Source organism: Flavobacterium sp. 9AF (genome assembly GCF_902506265.1).
Classification (GTDB): Bacteria; Bacteroidota; Bacteroidia; order Flavobacteriales; family Flavobacteriaceae; genus Flavobacterium.
The window spans coordinates 2,637,115-2,655,259 of record NZ_LR733556.1 but is presented as its reverse complement, the minus strand read 5'-3'; the positions used below and the strand labels follow the sequence as shown (position 1 = coordinate 2,655,259).

At 31.0% G+C, this 18,145-nt stretch carries 17 protein-coding genes; 4 read left to right on the top strand and 13 right to left on the bottom strand.

What is annotated here, in order from left to right:
- Positions 1–3: 3 nt before the first annotated feature.
- The 13 genes from HALO113_RS12120 to HALO113_RS12060 all read right to left on the bottom strand — a co-directional run bounded on the left by HALO113_RS12120 (position 4) and on the right by HALO113_RS12060 (position 13,944).
- On the bottom strand, positions 4–486 hold the full coding sequence (locus tag HALO113_RS12120; RefSeq protein WP_159779262.1) for a hypothetical protein: 483 nt from the start codon (positions 484–486) through the stop codon (positions 4–6).
- Positions 487–573: 87 nt separating this feature from the next.
- Positions 574–1,422: a helix-turn-helix transcriptional regulator gene (locus HALO113_RS12115; RefSeq protein ID WP_159779261.1), complete on the bottom strand. Its 849-nt coding sequence runs from the start codon at positions 1,420–1,422 to the stop codon at positions 574–576.
- A 43-nt stretch (positions 1,423–1,465) separates the two neighbouring features.
- A complete protein-coding gene (locus HALO113_RS12110) occupies positions 1,466–2,602 on the bottom strand; it encodes a C40 family peptidase (protein WP_159779260.1) in 1,137 nt (378 codons plus the stop codon).
- A gap of 52 nt (positions 2,603–2,654) precedes the next feature.
- A complete protein-coding gene (locus tag HALO113_RS12105) occupies positions 2,655–3,611 on the bottom strand; it encodes an aldo/keto reductase (RefSeq protein WP_159779259.1) in 957 nt (318 codons plus the stop codon).
- 68 nt (positions 3,612–3,679) lie between these two features.
- Positions 3,680–5,791, bottom strand: a complete 2,112-nt coding sequence (locus tag HALO113_RS12100; RefSeq protein ID WP_159779258.1) for a response regulator — start codon at positions 5,789–5,791, stop codon at positions 3,680–3,682.
- A gap of 89 nt (positions 5,792–5,880) precedes the next feature.
- Entirely contained in the window at positions 5,881–8,112 is a 2,232-nt protein-coding gene (locus HALO113_RS12095; RefSeq protein ID WP_159779257.1) for a radical SAM protein, read from the bottom strand.
- Between the two features lie 158 nt (positions 8,113–8,270).
- A complete protein-coding gene (locus HALO113_RS12090) occupies positions 8,271–8,672 on the bottom strand; it encodes a T9SS type A sorting domain-containing protein (protein WP_159779256.1) in 402 nt (133 codons plus the stop codon).
- A gap of 174 nt (positions 8,673–8,846) precedes the next feature.
- Entirely contained in the window at positions 8,847–9,770 is a 924-nt protein-coding gene (locus tag HALO113_RS12085; protein WP_236554674.1) for a phytanoyl-CoA dioxygenase family protein, read from the bottom strand.
- Positions 9,771–9,944: 174 nt separating this feature from the next.
- The gene (locus tag HALO113_RS12080; protein ID WP_159779255.1) at positions 9,945–10,106 is read right to left on the bottom strand and encodes a hypothetical protein; all 162 of its coding nucleotides are present in this window, start codon (positions 10,104–10,106) and stop codon (positions 9,945–9,947) included.
- Between the two features lie 162 nt (positions 10,107–10,268).
- The gene (locus HALO113_RS12075) at positions 10,269–10,802 is read right to left on the bottom strand and encodes a hypothetical protein (RefSeq protein ID WP_159779254.1); all 534 of its coding nucleotides are present in this window, start codon (positions 10,800–10,802) and stop codon (positions 10,269–10,271) included.
- A gap of 179 nt (positions 10,803–10,981) precedes the next feature.
- On the bottom strand, positions 10,982–11,716 hold the full coding sequence (gene prfH, locus HALO113_RS12070; RefSeq protein ID WP_159779253.1) for a peptide chain release factor H: 735 nt from the start codon (positions 11,714–11,716) through the stop codon (positions 10,982–10,984).
- Between the two features lie 7 nt (positions 11,717–11,723).
- Positions 11,724–12,269 (bottom strand): hypothetical protein, encoded by a 546-nt coding sequence (locus tag HALO113_RS12065; protein WP_159779252.1) that lies wholly within the window; start codon positions 12,267–12,269, stop codon positions 11,724–11,726.
- Positions 12,270–12,552: 283 nt separating this feature from the next.
- Positions 12,553–13,944, bottom strand: coding sequence for an RtcB family protein (locus HALO113_RS12060; RefSeq protein ID WP_159779251.1), 1,392 nt, complete (start codon positions 13,942–13,944; stop codon positions 12,553–12,555).
- Between the two features lie 578 nt (positions 13,945–14,522).
- Between HALO113_RS12060 and bshC the strand changes: the two genes are divergently transcribed.
- The 4 genes from bshC to HALO113_RS12040 are packed head-to-tail and all read left to right on the top strand — an operon-like array spanning position 14,523 to position 18,144.
- Positions 14,523–16,112 (top strand): bacillithiol biosynthesis cysteine-adding enzyme BshC, encoded by a 1,590-nt coding sequence (gene bshC, locus HALO113_RS12055; RefSeq protein ID WP_159779250.1) that lies wholly within the window; start codon positions 14,523–14,525, stop codon positions 16,110–16,112.
- Between the two features lie 38 nt (positions 16,113–16,150).
- Positions 16,151–16,831 (top strand): hypothetical protein, encoded by a 681-nt coding sequence (locus HALO113_RS12050; protein WP_159779249.1) that lies wholly within the window; start codon positions 16,151–16,153, stop codon positions 16,829–16,831.
- Between the two features lie 57 nt (positions 16,832–16,888).
- Positions 16,889–17,308, top strand: coding sequence for a hypothetical protein (locus HALO113_RS12045; RefSeq protein ID WP_159779248.1), 420 nt, complete (start codon positions 16,889–16,891; stop codon positions 17,306–17,308).
- Complete coding sequence (locus HALO113_RS12040; RefSeq protein ID WP_159779247.1) at positions 17,305–18,144, top strand: sulfurtransferase; 840 nt, start codon at positions 17,305–17,307, stop codon at positions 18,142–18,144. The genes HALO113_RS12045 and HALO113_RS12040 overlap by 4 nt, the downstream gene beginning before the upstream one ends.
- Position 18,145 lies beyond the last annotated feature (1 nt).

Here is an 18,145-nt window from a genome sequence, read left to right as displayed (position 1 = left end):
ATTTTATTTATTTTTTAAAGTGAGTATTTTAAATATATAATATTGTGCGATGATTAATAATGGTACGTATAACGCAATAGTAAAATAATTAACACCGAGTGGTAGAAGATATACTTTTGCATACATCGCAAATACTAATGCCAAAACCATATCAACACAACTAATGATGCAAAACACGTTTATGAACAAAGTGGTAAAGCGACTTTTATTTTTAATTAACAATAGCGTGATTAAAGCAACAATAGCAGCTAAAAAATCACCGTGAGCAACAATTTCTTTAACTTTTTCAGGGAAATTTTCTGCCACTTGACCAGGCATATATAATGAAAGTGGCAAATAGCGAAATACATTAATAAGAAATAAAATTTGAAGTATTTTATATTTCGAATAGATTCCCATTTTGGGTTCGAGATACCATTTCCCTAAAAGAAAAAAAACTACAATGCTAAAAGTACACTGAATAACTAAAACGAATAACGGATTCATATGATTCTGCTTAAATTAACAGAACAAATGTATGTTTCATCCTTTTGAAATTTTAGGATAAAAAGTTCAAAAACTATGATTTTAAGTTCAGTTGGCTATTTGATGTCCGTTTCTATATGAGGAAGGAGACATTTGGTAATATTGATGAAATACTCTAGTAAAATAAGAGCTATCTTCATACCCTAGTTGGTAACTAATCTCTGCAATAGTAAAATGAGAAGCAACGAGTAAATCTGCTGCTTTTTTCATTCTTTTTTCTCGAATATATTGAACAGGAGGCATTTGAAAATGCAATTTAAATTCTCTCTTAAAAGTCGACATACTCATTCCTGCCAGTACTGCCATTTCTTGCAGATTACAATTGGTAAACAAATGCGCTTGAACAAGGGCTGTAAGAGCTACTTTTCTAGGAGAAAACAAATGTGCAAAAAGCCCAATAATTGTTTCTTTTTTATCTGTTTCAAGTAAAAGTAGAATTAACTCTTTGAGTTTTAAATGAAGTAATTCGGCACTAACAACCTGTTGGTTTTCAAAATAGATTTCGATACTTTGAATAAACTGATTGATAAGATTTTTTTGAGGAATTTTTTTAGCAAAATAAGGTTTTTCTGCCACTTTTATAAAATCGGGAATTTCGTTTTTATAAATTTCTTTAAGTATTTCGGGAAAGAGATGAATAACATAAACTTCAGAAATTGCTAAGCTTGCCTTATTTATAATCTCAGCAAAATAAGTTCCACATTTCAATACAACACTTTCTTTTGTAGCAATATGCATTTGCTCTGTGGCTGTAATAATGGTACTACTACCCTCTTTAAAATAAAGAAAACAAGCTTCATTTTGAAAAACAGGACTTTGCTTTAAAGAGCCTTTAATTTGTAGCCTTTCAATTACTGTTTTGTCTTGTAAACGAAAATATTGATGAGATAAAATCATTAGGACAAACTAATTTAATAAAGAAAAATTTGCCTACTAACAATCATTCGCTCAGCACCCTATTCACTTGAACAATTCTAGAAGCATAATAAGGTTCTTTACTTGATGAAATCATTACACCTGAAGAAGTTGAAGAATGAATAAATTTAATTTCGTCTTCATTAACTTCTGTAATTAAACCTACATGAGAAATACGTTTTTTACTACCCGTTGCAAAGAAAATCAAATCTCCTTTTTGAGATTCATCTAGTGCAATTTTTTCCCCGTATTTAGCTTGGTCCACAGAAGATCTTGGCAGATTCAAATCGATTTCTTTAAAAGTTGTACACATTAAACCCGAACAATCAAAACCATTTGGAGTGGTGCCTCCAAATTTATATTTAATTCCTATATATTGAGACGCTTTTTCGATTAAAAAATCGGCTTTAGAATTAAAGTCACTAGACATTTTTTCTACAGTTTCTTCTTCTTCATAGGAAAGTTGATTACCCGAATTAGAATTTGTAGCAGCAATATTTTCATTATCTTTCTTTATAACAAGTTCGTAACCTACAGGAAAATCAGACGGTAAATTAGGATTTAATACTTCTAATTCATGAATTGTAATTCCATACAGTTTTGCAATACCATATTTTGTTTCTTTAGGTTTAATCGAATGAAAAATTGTAAATGAATCATTATTTTTAACTTCTAACACTATAGTATTTTTCTCTTTTTCATTTTTTTCTTCCTTTGCTTCTGATACGATAGCTACAGTTTGATCTTGTTGATTAGAAAGAGACACATTACTTTCTGGTTGGATAGTGAGTAGCATTCCTGGTTTAATTTTCTTTGGATTAACCGAAGGATTCAATGCTTGTAAATCTTCAATAGCTAAATCATATTTTTTGGAAATACTATATAGAGATTCACCTTTAGTTACTTTATGCGACTTTGGTTTATTTTGATTTTCTACAATTTGTATCGTATTCTTTGGAATATTTACAATAGAATTAATCTGTAATGACTTCCCTTTTAAACTAGGATTAAGTTGATAAATATTTTCAACCGAAGTATTATATTTTCTAGCAATAGCATAAATAGTTTCACCAGAAACAACTTTATGTTTATCTTGGTTTTGACCAAAACTAAAATTATTAAATACTATTATAAAAAAAGATATTATTTTCAGTTTATTCATTATAAAGGATTTCTTCTATAGAGTTTATTTTTTAAACGGGTAAAATAGTAAATTATTTTAAGATATCTTCAATTTGTTGCAATTCATTTGAAGAAAATTCTAATTTTTTCAGACTACCTATACTGTCTAATAATTGATTAACAGAACTTGCTCCTACGAGAACTGTGGTTATTATTTCTTTCTTAAGTAACCAAGCTATTGCCATTTGAGCTAACGTTTGGCTTCTTTCTAAAGCTAAATTATTTAGTGCGCTAATTTTCTGAAGTTTATCTTCAGTTATTTCAGAAGATTGTAAATATCCATTTGGGTTAGCTGCTCTTGAGTTTTCAGGAATACCTTTTAAATATTTAGTGGTTAATAAACCTTGTGCTAAAGGAGAAAAAGCAACACATCCTAATCCATTTGTTTGTAAGACATCTAATAATCTTTCTTCTACCCAACGTTCAAACATAGAATATTTAGCTTGGTGTACTATACAGGGCGTGCCTAGTTCTTTTAATATTGCAATTGCTTTCTCTGTTTCTTCTGCGCTATAATTACTTATTCCAGCATACATTGCTTTACCCGAACGTACTGCATAATCTAAAGCCGACATTGTTTCTTCAATAGGCGTATTGGGATCAGGGCGATGGGAATAAAATATATCTACATATTCCAAGTTCATTCGTTTTAAGCTTTGATTTAAACTTGAAATCAAATATTTTCTTGATCCCCATTCTCCGTATGGACCTTCCCACATTTTAAATCCAGCTTTGGTAGTAATTACTAACTCATCTCTTAGAAAGCCTTTGAAATTATTTTGTATAATTTTTCCAAAGTTTTCTTCAGCCGAACCTGGAACAGGCCCATAATTGTTTGCTAAATCAAAATGAGTTATTCCTTGATCAAAAGCTTTCAAAGCTATACTTTGAGCATTTTCAAAACTGTCTACAGAACCAAAATTATGCCATAATCCAAGAGAAATTTGTGGCAATAACAAACCACTTTTTCCGCATCTATTGTATTTCATTGAAAGGTATTTTTACAAATTTAGGAATCCTATTATAAAAAAAGAAAAAAAATACCTTTATGTTTTTGTTATTCTTTTTTGAGGTATTTTCTAATTAATATATAAAGTTTCTCTTTATCAATAGGTTTAGATATAAAATCATTAAATCCTGTAACATTAATTTTTTCAATTTCTTCTTGAAAAGAATAGGAAGTTTGAGCTATAATTGGAATATTTTTATTGAATTCTCTAATCTTTTTATACGCTTCGTAGCCATCAATAATTGGCATCTTAATGTCCATTAGAATTAAATCTATTTCATTATTCTCTTTGCAAATTTCAATTGCCTCTTTTCCATTATTAGCTCTAAGAACTTTAAAATTAAAAATTTTAAGCAACTTTTGAATTAATAGATAATTAATATTATCATCTTCAGCAACTAATATAATTTCTTCTTCACCTAATTCTATTTTATCTAAAACTACTTCTTTTTCCTCAGTAGTATTTATATCGAATACTAAAGGAATAGTAAAAGAAAAAGTGGAACCTAAACCAACTTCAGATTTTAAGGATATAGTTCCTCCAAGCATCTCAATATAAGCTTTTGATATTGCTAACCCCAGTCCTAATCCTTTATTATCTTCATCGGTTAAAAAATCAATCTTATTGAAACGAGAGAAAATTTTCTCCTGTAATTCATCTGGAATGCCTCTTCCTGAATCTCTCACTGAAAAATGAATGAGTCTATTTTTTAAATCAAAGTTGTAATCTAAAACGATAAATCCTTCTTCTGTAAACTTAATTGCATTAGTTAATAAATTAGTCAAAACCTGATTCAATTTTACAGCATCAGTAATTATGTTTTGTTGTGCCTCTATTTTAGGACTAATGAGTTTAAAATCAATATTTTTATAGTTTGGCTGAGTAACTTTTATCGATTCAAACGTAGCTTGAACCATATTTTTCAAATTGATACTGCTGTTTTTAGGTTCTATTAAATCAGAATCAATTTTAGACATTTCTACTAAATCATCAATAATATCGATTAAACTTTTCCCACTTTTTTGGATGATTTTTAAGTATTCTTCTTTTTCCGATTCTTTCAAATCTTTTTTCAGCAATAAATCGGAAAAACCCATAATAGCATTCATAGGAGTTCTAATTTCGTGTGAGAGATTCATTAAGAAGGCCGATTTGAGTTTATCACTTTCTTCTGCTTTCTTTTTAGTTCTTTCTAATTGAATTTTTTGGTTGTAATTTTGCTCAAATAACTTTCCAATATATCTAAATTCTCCTCTTATCCTTTTCAATGAGTCTATCGCAGACATATTTCCTTTTTCTAATACTTCTTTAATTAACCGAATAGGCTTTTGTGCCCACTTTTTTGCATAGTACAAGAAAATTAAAATTGATAAACAAAATGCAATAGACATGATATATAAAATTCTTCTTGTTCCCGAAAAATCGACTTTGGCTACTCTTTGGAATAATAATGCCCCAATATCTTGTCCTTTTATATTCTTTATTTTTTTTATATAATGGATGTTTTTTTTATCTAAAATTTTATTTGGATTATAAAATTCTACAGACGCACTACTAACATTCTCAATATTTGAAAAATATTTTTTATCCAATAGTTTGGCTAGAAAAAAATAGCCTTTAGGAGCTGTTTTATTTTTAAAAGGATCTAAAGAAGAATGAATAGTTGCTCCATATACAACAACAATACCTTCGGGTGTTTTTGTATAAAATTTAATTAGTTTATCATTTTTTAATTTAGGAAAAACTTCTTTAGGAATAAAATTTTTAGAATTTATCTTAGTAGTTGAAGCCTTACAAATAAATTCTTCATGCATCGTATAAACATCAATATAATCGACTTTATATGAATCTATTAAGTAAACTACAGAATTATCAAACCAATCTATATTTTTATTTTCAACAAAATTAACTAAATCATCCCAATAGGTTATCTCGTTAATTAAAGAGATATAAGATTCCGAATTAAGTTCCATCAAACCATTAATTTCTCTCTCGAGACCTAAGGAAGATGTTGTATAAAACTCTTTTTCTTGTTTCTGATTAAAATAAAATAAAGCTGTAAATAAAAGTATAAATCCAATAGAAACTACTAGTAATAAGAAAACTACTTTAGAATAAGTGGTAACTCTTAGGTTTTTTCTAGCAGTTGCAAATGACATAATTTAAGTTTGATACAATAAACTTAGTTAAAAAAATAATTATTACAAAGATAATTAAGGATTTTGTAATAATTTTTATAAAATTTTATTTACAAAGTTAGCAAACCATTACTTTTTAAGATTTCCATAGGCTTGGAAAACCAAAATAATTCAAAATCATCAAAGTAAGTTTCAAAATCCAATTTCATTTGGCCTAATGTTGTTATTAGTTTATTTTGAAGTGCTAAAATTTCTAGAAAGCCACACAGCCATTCCCCTTTTTCTTGGTCTAAAGCTATTGAAAAAGTATTGATTTTATCGTAAAAAGTAAGTTGGAGCATTTCCCAAGATTTACCTTTTTTAGTCTTTATTATTCTTTCTTGCGTTGGTTTTCCACCTAACCAAATCACTTTTATATTTGCTTTTATTGTAAAAACCGCTTCTTTTTCTAAACAAGTTGCAATAAAATCGGGTTGAATTTTTGTCTTAGGAATTTTAAAATCAAACCAATCTTGTAACTCATAATCAAAACAAACACCGTGCATATAATTGAACAATGACTTCTTTAATCCAAAACTAAATTTGTCATGATTAATACCTGTTTTATCTTTAAATGCGATGTCGTTGTTTGCAAAAGTAATTTGCTTCGCCAATTCGCTAAAGCTCGTACCATTTTGTTGCGGAATAACACCAAAGGCATCTGGATCAAGCCCAACAGGACTATGAGCTGTCATGGCAAATTGGTGCCAAAAACCTGATTGAATAATACCTAATTCGAATAATTGTCTTACCATTTCCAAACTATCCACCGTTTCTTGAACGGTTTGCGTTGGGTAACCATACATTAAATAAGCATGTACCATAATTCCATTCACGGTGAAATTTTGGGTAACTTGGGCTACCTGTTCAACAGTTACTCCTTTCTTTATTAATTCTAACAAGCGATCGGAAGCGACTTCTAAACCACCCGAAACAGCAATACAACCAGAAGTTTTTAATAAATAACACAAATCGGAAGTAAAACTTTTTTCAAAGCGGATATTAGTCCACCAAGTAACAACTAAATCTCTTCTCAAAATTTCGAGTGCTACTTCTCGCATTAAGGCTGGTGGAGCCGCTTCATCTACAAAATGAAAACCAGTTTCTCCCGTTTGTGCAATTAATTCTTCCATTCGATCCACTAAAAGCTTTGCGGCAATAGGTTCGTACACCTTAATATAGTCTAATGAAATATCACAAAACGTACATTTTCCCCAATAACATCCATGAGCCATGGTTAGTTTATTCCATCTACCATCACTCCACAAGCTATGCATAGGGTTGGCTATTTCAATCACTGAAATATATTTATCCAAAACTAAATCAGTATAATCTGGTGTACCTATTTCACTCTGCTTATAATCTTTTTGTAAGGAATTATTCTTATAGACAACTTCCTTATTTTCCAGAAGAAAGGTGCGTTTCAATTGGTTCTCGACTCCGCTCGAACTGACTAAAGTATATAACAATTCTACTGGTAGCTCTCCATCATCTAATGTAATGAAATCAAAAAACTCAAACACGCGTTTGTCTTTCAAATCTCTTAATTCGGTATTTGGAAAACCTCCACCCATTGCAATTTTAACAGCAGGAATATTTTCTTTAATCCATTGTGCACATCGAAAAGCGCTATACAAATTACCAGGAAAAGGAACAGAAAATAAGACTAATTTTGGTTCCACAGCTACTACTATTTCCTTTAAAAGTTTTAAAGTTATAGTATCGATGTAAGTAAGTTCTTTTTGTAATTCGTTGTATAATTCATCAAAAGAATTGGCACTTCGTCCTAATCGTTCTGCATAGCGACTAAAACCAAAATTAGCATCGACACATTCCACTATAAAATCAGAAATATCTTCTAAATATAATGTGGCCAAATGTTTGGCTTTATCTTGCATTCCCATGGCTCCAAAAGCCCAAGTAAAACCCTCTTCATCTTCATTAAAAGCGTTAAATCGTGAAGCTTCGGGTAAGAAATTACCACTACAAATTTGCCTTGCTAGAGAGGCATTTTTTCCTTGTAAAAAAGCAATTGTAGCTTCAATTGTTTTACCATATTCTTGTTGGAGTGCAAAAATACGTTGCGCGTTCTCTGACCAATCTTTTTTAGATTGTTTGGAAGCATATTGAAAAATATTGGTTAATCCAGATTTAGAAAATAATTCTAAAATCACTTCTATTCCTAAATCCATTTGAAAAGAAGAAATATTTTTGGTATTCAAAAAACCTTTTAAATATGCCGTGGCTGGATACGGAGTATTCAGTTGGGTAAAAGGTGGAGTGATTAATAGAATGTCTTTCATTGTAAATTAAAATGAGGACAAAATTACTTTATCTGTTTTAGATAATACTACTTTTGTTAAATTTTATGCACTTACTTTAGATTAACTGACTTTAAAGAGATAAAAAAGAAGGCTGTAAATAGTTATTTACAGCCTTCTTTTTTTATCAAAATTAATTACTACTCTACTATTAATTTTCTTTTTTCGTTATTAATTAATAGGGTATATATTCCTGATTCTAAAAAATCGATAGGTATGATTTCTACTTCCGCTTTCGCTTTAATTTGCAATCTATTTTTTCCCTTTTCATCAATAATTACAATCTGATCATCTAGTTTAACACCTTGTAAGGTAACTAAATCTTTAGCTGGATTAGGATAAACCCCAATTGTTTTGTCTTCTTTTTTAGCGTTCTTTTTATCTTTATCCTTTCCGCCTCCTTCGTTATAATCATTTTGAAAAAAAACTACATCTTTAGAATTTGTAACTCCTTTAACTTCATTACTAGTAGTTGTTTCCTGAGCGAATATGCATGACGTGACAATACAAGTCATGATAAGACTTAATTTCATTTTTTTCATAATTGCTTTTTTATAGTTTATAATTGTGTTTTGTTTGCGATACCAAAAATATCTTTTAATTATAACGAAAAAACAATTAGGTTTATTTTTTTATTAAGAAAATTTGTTAATAAGTTTAACTTTTCGTTAATAAATTTATAAATAATAATCATCACAAATTCTTAGTGATTATAACTATATCCATTCTTCTGCTTCTTTATAATTTTCAGTAAAATAGGTTAAATACTGTACCAGTCTCGGTTTACTACCTCTATTAGGAGTAGCACAATGTGGTAAAGCCTGATGCCATATAATAAAATCACCTGCATTTCCTATAATAGGTTTTGGTTTTAAAGTTTCTAATGCTATTTGTCTAGGATTGTCATTAGGTCCTAAAGATTGCATCCAATTTTCAATTTTATGATGAAAACCAGGAACACAATGAAAAGCACCATCATTTACACCGCAGTCTGATAAATACAACAACCCTTGCAAACGAAAAGGGATCGGTTGTTTTAGGCTCACATCCCAATGCAGATTACTGCCTAAAAAATTATACTTGTCTGTAATAGGAGGGTTAAAACTTACTTTATCTATTGTTTTAAAAATTGCATCCGTGCCGTATAACTGTTCGTATGCTTTTTTAATTTTTAAAGACGCTCTGTTTTTTTCTAAAATGGGATGATTAAAAAAATGCACCATGAGTCCTTTTTGCGCTTCGTGAAACGTATACCAAGTAGTATTATCCTCAGGATTTTTCTCTAAAAAATCCCAAATGACCTGTTGTGTCTCTAAGCAATCCTGAATTGGAATAGCATTTTTTACAATCACATAACCATTGGTTTCCCAAAATTGCAAATCTTCAGCTGTAAGTACATTTTCTTCATACTTTTCAGAATCAAATGCCTTACTATTTGTAGTAATCCATTGTTTAAAATCTTCTAAATTAGGTTTTGTTTCATATATATATTGCAAAGTAAGTTCCATACTAATTCCTAAACGATACAAATAACCCGTTTCTTCGTCCCAAGTTGTCGTTTGATTAGGGTCATTTTGCAAGGTTCTTCTCCAAAAATTTGAAAGTATAATCTCATCCATTTGCACGATTGTTATTCTCAAAAATACTTGATTTTCTATATAAAAAAAAGAATTTCATACAAGATGAAATTCCTTTTTACTGCTTTTATTTATTTTAAAAACCAAATTAGATGAATTTAATAATAAATTATTCCATTTACAATACTATTTTGATTTTTAATGTGCCATGTTAAATTTAAAAATATATCCTAAATTCTATAAAGGCCTACACAATCCTTCAAATGTTCCAGAAGTTACACAGTAACTCCCTCTTGGACAAGACCCATCTGGCCTACAAGCTAATCCTCCATTAATGTTCTTTTTTTCTTCATTACTTAGTACTTTAATTCCCGTTTGATTGAAAACTTTTTTTAACATAATTTTAAAATTTATAGTTTGAAATATTTGAATGCTTCATTTTTAACATTAAATTTCCTTTCCTTTCATTACAAAATTAACAAAAAAACATACCTTAAAATTATTATTTGTGTTAAAAAACATACATTTTTATTGTAATTTTACCAAAAAACACCGTTTTTTTTATTTTTTCTTTTTGTCTTTTTTAGATTTCTTACTTTTTTTCTTTTTAGGTTTTAGGAGTGCTAGTTTCTCATTGATTCTTTTCTTAGTTTCTTCCAAATAATACGTATATTCATTTGAAACGACTAGTAACTGCAACTCTTTCAAGATTTTTTTGGCTGCTTTAAACTCTTTTTTTATCTCTAAAAATTGAATTTTCTTCATCAAAATCTCAACTTTATTGATTCCTTTTACCGTTAAAGCAAAGTCAATCAACGTAGCGGCTTCCTCAAAATCTTCATTCCACAATAAGGTTTGAATGTAAAAAGGATACACTTCAATCGCATTAATATTTATACCTAAGGCTTGTTCATAATAATTTTTCGCTTCCTCATAATGAAACAATTGCTCGGCTTGTATTCGCGCATACAAACATAAAGCGGTTGTATTCTTATCGTCATAAGATAAGGCATAATCTAAAGACTCTATGGTTTCTTCCAAACAATACGGATAATTATCCATCGCTTGAAACAAATATTTATCTATTGATTTCATATCTAGTAATTAGTTTTTAGTAATTAGTGGTTAGTAACGTATACTCTTTCCTCTTTCCTCTTTCCTCTTTCCTCTTTCCTCTGTCTTGGGCGTGCCCTTTCAGGTCAGGCTTTGCGCTACAAGTCCTCATTCGTTCCTCATTGTGGGCTTTTCGCTGCAATCCTTCACGCAAAAAAGTGCTATTCCTTATAATCTTGTCGTTTCAATTTCAATCGCTCTTTTTTATAACTTTTATCCTCTTTTTGCTTCTTAAAATCGGAACCTTCAAAAACCCGAACAGGATTACCGCGTTCTATTTGCATTTGATTCGACCAAGTATGTTGCTCCTGATTTTTAAATTGGTTCCAATTGTTTTCTTCAATCTTCTGTTTTAAGCGTTCCGTAGCTAACTTCTTATTTTGATGTTGTGATCTCGAATCCATAGCAACTACAGCAATACCTGTAGGAATGTGTGTCGCTCTAATGGCAGAACTCACTTTATTTACATGTTGGCCACCTGCACCAGAACTTCTCATGGCTTGGTATTGCACGTCTTTTTCATGAAATGCAGTATCTTTTGATTGTTCAATTTCAAAAATACCTACAAACCAATTCTTACGTTGGTGAAACTTTCGAAACGTACTCTTACCAATCCATTGAATGGCGCCTACCCAAGAAGCAACAAAAGTGCTTGCATTTTTACCTTCCAGTTGAATAATAGCTGTTTCAACCGTTCCGTTTTCCTGACCAGCTTCGCGTTGCACAACTGTTGCTTTTAGCTGTTTTTCATGAGCTTCTTCCAACACTTTTTTTACAACCTGAGCTACTACCCAAGTACATTCTGCTGGACCTCTTCCTGAGGTGATTTGTATTAGCCTCACCTCAATCCTCTCCAACGGAGAGGAAGAAAGTGACTTCTTATTATTATTGTTCATAATTTTACTATTTTGGTATTTCAGAGAGTTCTTTTCTTCCTATTGGATTGATTCCTTTCTCTAAAAATTCCTTTGCTTTAATTACCGCCCAACATTTATCGCTGGAATGTATATTAGAATAAAAACGCAATAACATTTCTGGAGATACCACTGTAAAACCATTGCATATTTCCGTTTGTAAATCAGCTCTTTCAAAAAAATCAATTGTAATTCGAAATGCTTTTTCATTAGTTATTGCAATTACTTTTTCATATCTTCTAAAGTTTTCTGCACTATACAAATAATCATATCTTGTCCAAACTTTTTCAAAACTGTTTCCTAATAACACTTCCATCACTTTTGCTACATTTTTAGGATGTACAAAAATGTCGATATCTTTATGATCGTGAGCGTGTTTATACTCTATATGATTGGGTATGCTCATAAAATGCCAGGCCCAACCTCCTGAGAGAACGATGTACTCTTTTAAAAGATGTAAGATTTTTAAACTTTCATCGATTCTATTTTGATTCCATAGTTCACCATATCTGTTTTTATTATGTGGTGCTCCCATACTTATTATTTATTATAAACATGTCACTATTAAAACATGCTTCATTTAAAAATTCATTCCTTATAAGAATGTTCTCGATACTTTTTTGTTTCGTTTCACTACACAAAAACACTCGAACTGACGAGTAACTAGAGTTAACTACTTCATCTCTCTTTCCAAAAATTCGATTGGCTTCCTGTTTAGCCCCGATTGTAGGAAGTAGCTCCCGATATTTCGGGACTACTTCGAAAAGCGGGAAAATGGTGAGCCAAAAATGCCCAAACCATTCGCTCCTACAAAAAAATTAGCGATCCATTCGTACTATTTTAGGGGTAAATGTGCCTAAAACCTCCACTAATTCCGATTGTAAAGCCATTACTTTGTGTATGTCTTTATACGCCATTGGAGCTTCGTCTACATTGCCTCCTATTAATTTCACATCTTGTGCGGCCAATTCTTTTTTAATCTGACTTTGCGTAAAATTTGCTTTGCATTTGGCTCTTGAAAACAAACGCCCAGCTCCGTGAGAAGCAGAATCTAAACTGGCTTCATTTCCTTTTCCCATAACGATAAACCCAGGTGCAGTCATGGAACCAGGAATAATGCCTAAAACTCCTTTTTGCGCTGGGGTTGCTCCTTTTCGATGCACAATGCATTCGTTACCATCAACCGTTTCTTTCCAAGCAAAATTGTGATGGTTTTCTATCGTAACCACTACTCGTTTTCCTAAAGCTTTGGCTATTCTTCTGTGAATATCATCGTGACACGCTTTGGCATAATCACCTGCTAAATTCATCGCCAACCAATATTCCTGACCATCATGTGTATTCAAATCGAGCCAAGCTAAATACTGTACATTTTTAGGCAACGGACATTGTTTGGTTGCCAAATACGTATAATGCTTCGCAATATTTGCTCCCAAACCTCTTGAACCACTATGTGATAATACCGCTAAATATTCTTTAGGTTCTAATTTCCATTCGGGTAAGGGTTGCTCTAATTTTACAATACCAAATTCCACAAAATGATTCCCTCCACCAGATGTACCCAATTGTTTATACGCTTTATCTTTTAACTTTTTCAGTAAAGGAATTGTATCAAACTCGTTGCGATAAAACACCTCATGATCGGCTTTGATTTTGTGTGTTTCATACATACCAAATTGGGTATGGTCTTTTAAAATCGCTTCCAATTGATGGTCTTTTCCTTTTAAAAAAGAAGCTGGTAAATCAAAAATGGACAAACTCATTCTACAACCAATATCGACACCTACGCCATAAGGGATCACTGCATTTTCAGTTGCCAAAACACCTCCAATTGGCAAACCATAACCAGAGTGTGCATCGGGCATTAAAGCACCTTTAACTGCTACGGGTAATTTTAAAGCATCGTACAATTGAAACTTTGCTTGTTCATCGATTTCATTTTCTCCAAAAATGGAAAAAGGTGCTCTTGTATTTTTTAATTGGTTGAATTTCACTTGAACCGGATTTACCAACCCTTCTGCTACTTTTCCCCAAGTACCATGCATTTTAAACTTTTCTGGATGCAATAAAACCTCTTTGGCTTCATTTAAAATACTTTCCTTTTTTTCTCTTTTTCTGTATCTATTAATTTGCCCTAAAGCAATATTGATGGCGTTATTCTTTGGAAAGCCTAATTTGATTAGGTCTTTTCCTGATAATTTATTTCCCATGAAATTTTCAATAATGTTAAAATTAATTACCCAATAATTATTCTATTCTTAAATGTCTTCGCAAAAGTGTAGCAACCATTAAGCTAAATAGCTTTAAAAAAAGCATTTAAGTGATTCAAAACCTATTCTCGATACACTTTTTCTTTGAAAAAGCACTCGAATTGACGGTTTTGAATACAGCACAATGAATTAGGTAAAACCGCATTATCAAAATGATAATGTAAAAGTTCGTGTATTTCGGGAATTTTTGAAGGGTCTAGAATTAAAAAAGCCCGAATCTAAATAGCTTCGGGCTTTTTCATATCTTTGATTCTGATTTTAGGAATGAAATAAACCACGAAGAAAAGCGGCACCAGTACTTACTGATGGGTTGCTTTGAAAGTATAAATTGAATAATGTCATTTTTTCTTCGTTTTTAATGTTATTTTTTTCTGGGACAAATTTTTGTAATTATTTTTCACATTTCCAAATTTATTTTTAAAAAAAATTTTTTTTGTAGTAGAAAAACTATATTAAGTGAATGTTAAAGCGTTTAACATCTTGTTTTAATTTCTCTATTTTTACAAAAATTTTAACCTATGCCAACCGACTGTATCAGCTACCAAAATTCAGGATATTTTTCAGATTTAATGATAGATTATTTAAATGAAAAAGACGCATTGAGGCCGCTGTACCATCGCTTTCCTAAGTTAGAAAATTTTAAAGACCAACTCCTTGAAAAACAAGATAGTTTTACTCTAGAAAATAGAATTATTTTAGCTACTTCATTAGAAAAACAATATTCAAATTTTGAAGTTTCTGAGTTTACTTTAAAAAACATTCAGCTTTTAAAAAATACGACTACTTTTACCATTACAACCGGTCATCAATTGAATTTATTTACAGGTCCGTTGTATTTTTTATATAAAATTATTTCTACTATTAATTTATGTAAAGAATTACAAAAAAAATATCCAGAAAATAATTTTGTACCTATTTATTGGATGGCAACTGAGGATCATGATTTTGAAGAAATCAATTATTTTAACCTAAATGGGAAGAAAATACAATGGAAAAAAGACAGCTTTGGGCCTGTTGGTCGCTTGTCAACGGAAGGTTTAGACGTTGTTTTTGAGGAATTTTCAAAAGCCATTGGGATTAGTGACCATGCCCATTACTTGAAAAAAGTGTTTCAAAAAGCCTATTTAGAGCATTCTAATTTAGCTGATGCAACTCGTTTTTTGGCAAACGAGTTGTTTAAAGAGGAAGGCTTAGTTATTGTGGATGGTGATGATAAAAACTTGAAACAACTCTTCGTTCCCTATGCAAAAGAAGAATTGTTGCATCAAACCTCAAGTACAGAAGTTTTACAAACGAATGAAGCATTGCGTGACTATAAAATTCAGGTAAATCCTAGGGAAATTAACTTGTTTTACATTGAGGATCATTTGAGAGAACGCATTGTTTTCGAAAACGGCCAATACAGCGTTTTGAATACTAAAATGACTTTTTCAGAAAAAGAAATACTTGCCGAATTAGAAAATCATCCCGAAAAATTTAGTCCGAATGTGATTTTAAGGCCTTTGTATCAAGAAGTTATTTTACCGAATTTATGCTACATTGGTGGTGGCGGCGAATTGGCGTATTGGTTACAATTACAATCTAATTTTAAGGCAAATAAAGTTCCTTTTCCTATTCTTTTGTTACGCAATTCGGTGCTTTTGGCAACCGAGAAACAAGCCCAAAAAGCATCTAAATTGGATTTAAATTGGTCTGATTTATTTCAAAAACAGCAGGTACTTTTAACGGATAAAACCAGACAATTGTCGCAATTTACGATTGATTTTTCAGAGCAAAAAGAACATCTGAAACAACAATTTGTTGGGTTAAAAGAGATGGCAAAACAAACGGATAAATCCTTTATTGGAGCTGTGGAAGCACAAGAAAAAAAGCAATTGAAAGGATTAGACAATTTAGAAAAACGCTTATTAAAAGCCGAAAAGCGTGTTTTAGCAGATCAATTAGAACGCATCACACTCTTACAAAATGAATTATTTCCTGGCCAAAGTTTACAAGAACGAAAAGTAAATTTTGCTGCTTTTTATGAAGCTTTTGGTCCTAAATTAATTGAAACACTTTTGGAAGAGTTGAACCCTTTGAAACAAGAGTTTAAAGTTGTTGTTTTGTAACTATAACGAAATCAATTTTATTCTAACTAAAATGTAAAATGAAGCAAAAACAAATCCTTATAAAATCTTTTTTTACTGTCGTTTTTGCATTACTAGTGAGTTGCAATGATTCAAAAAAGGAAAAAACAACTATTAATGATGAAATATCTTTAACAGAAAGTGAAATAACAGAAAATACTAATCAAAAAGATAGTATTGAACTTTCCACATTGGTAAAGAATGTCTATAAATTTCACTTAGAAGAGAATCTAGATGATTTCCCTTATGAATATGGAAATGCATTAGACACTATATTTACAGGAATTAATTGGGATACTTATAATGAGAACATTACCAAATTAAAAAAGATTAATTATTTTACAAATACGTTTTTTATTTCTCACCAAAACATTGCAAATACGATTGACACGTCAATAAAAAAAGCGGATATAAAATGGAGAAATATAAACAATGGAATTCCTTTATGGTCAACAGGTGCTGATGATTGGTGTGGTTGTCAAGATTATCCAGACGATTACTGGAATTTATTGATGATTGATGATTTAAAAATCAGTGATAATTTCGCTAGCTTTTGTTGGACTTGGGATAGAGAACGTTCTCATAAATACAAAATGACTGCTAAAAAAGTTGACAATAAATGGTTTATTGATTCCATGGAAGGGTTTAATCATTTTGGAACAATTGAAGATTACAATACAATATTACAAGAAAGCAATTGACAACTTATTAATATTTAATATTTATGATATACAGTTAGTGTTTAAAAATCGTATAAAATGGCAACAATAGATCAATATAAACATAAATTATTAGATTTTTTCATTTGCCCAAGTGATTACAATTTAATAAATGGTAATACTACTAGACAGATTGCAATTTATCAATTAGAACAAGATATACCATTTGATGAATACCGTTTTGATGGAATGAAAGGAGACATACTCGTTGGTGGTGGATCAGGTGAAGCAGAATCGTTTAGAATCTCTAAAAAAGCAATCCCTTTTTTCAAAGATAAAGATTTTGAAGATTTTGAAGACCTTGATGAAATTTTCAAATCATTTTGGTCCTCTAATTTTTCTTACATATTAGGCAATGGATTACTAAAATTAGGATGGACACCAAATGAATCTATGGAATTATGGTTAGCTGAAGAGATAATTAATCAACTTCTTTCTAAGAAAATTTTAAAACTATGAATCCAATCATCAATTCAACCGAACTTCTCGCTTTACTAGAAACTAAAAATCTAATACTCATCGACGCTAGTAACGGTAATAACGCTTATGACAACTATTTAGAAAGTCATTTACAAGGTGCTTTATTTGTCGATTTGAATACACAATTGGCAGCTATTAAAGAAGATGCTGCTGAAGGTGGTCGTCACCCCTTACCTACTTTGGAGCAATTTTCAAAAGTTGTTGGTACATTAGGCATTACTCCAGAAAGTCATGTGGTGGTGTATGATGACAAAAACGGAGCGAATGCAGCGGCTCGTTTTTGGTGGATGCTAAAAGCAGTTGGTCATGAAAAAATTCAGGTTTTAAATGGTGGCAGACAAGCAGCGGAAAAGATAGGTTTTCCCATGGAGAAAGGCAATAAAAAAGCAACACCAGTAAGTAATTACCCTTTCAGCAATTGGCAATTACCACAAGTTACATTGAATGACGTAGAAAAAGCGACCACAAATCCTGATGCAATTATAATTGACGTAAGAGAAACGGCTCGCTATAAAGGCCATGTAGAACCTTTAGATTTAATTGCGGGTCATATTCCGAATGCTGTGAATGTTCCTTTTTCGACTAATTTGGATGAAAACGGGTTGTTTTTGTCTCCTTCACTATTGAAAGAAAAATACCAAGCTATTTTAGGAAATATTCCCGTTGAAAATCAAATAGTACATTGCGGTTCTGGAGTTACGGCTTGTCATACCCTATTAGCTATTGCAAGTGCTAGCTTACCGATGCCTAGTTTGTATGTAGGCTCTTGGAGTGAATGGTCGAGAAATGGAAAAGAAATTGTGACCGAGGAATAAG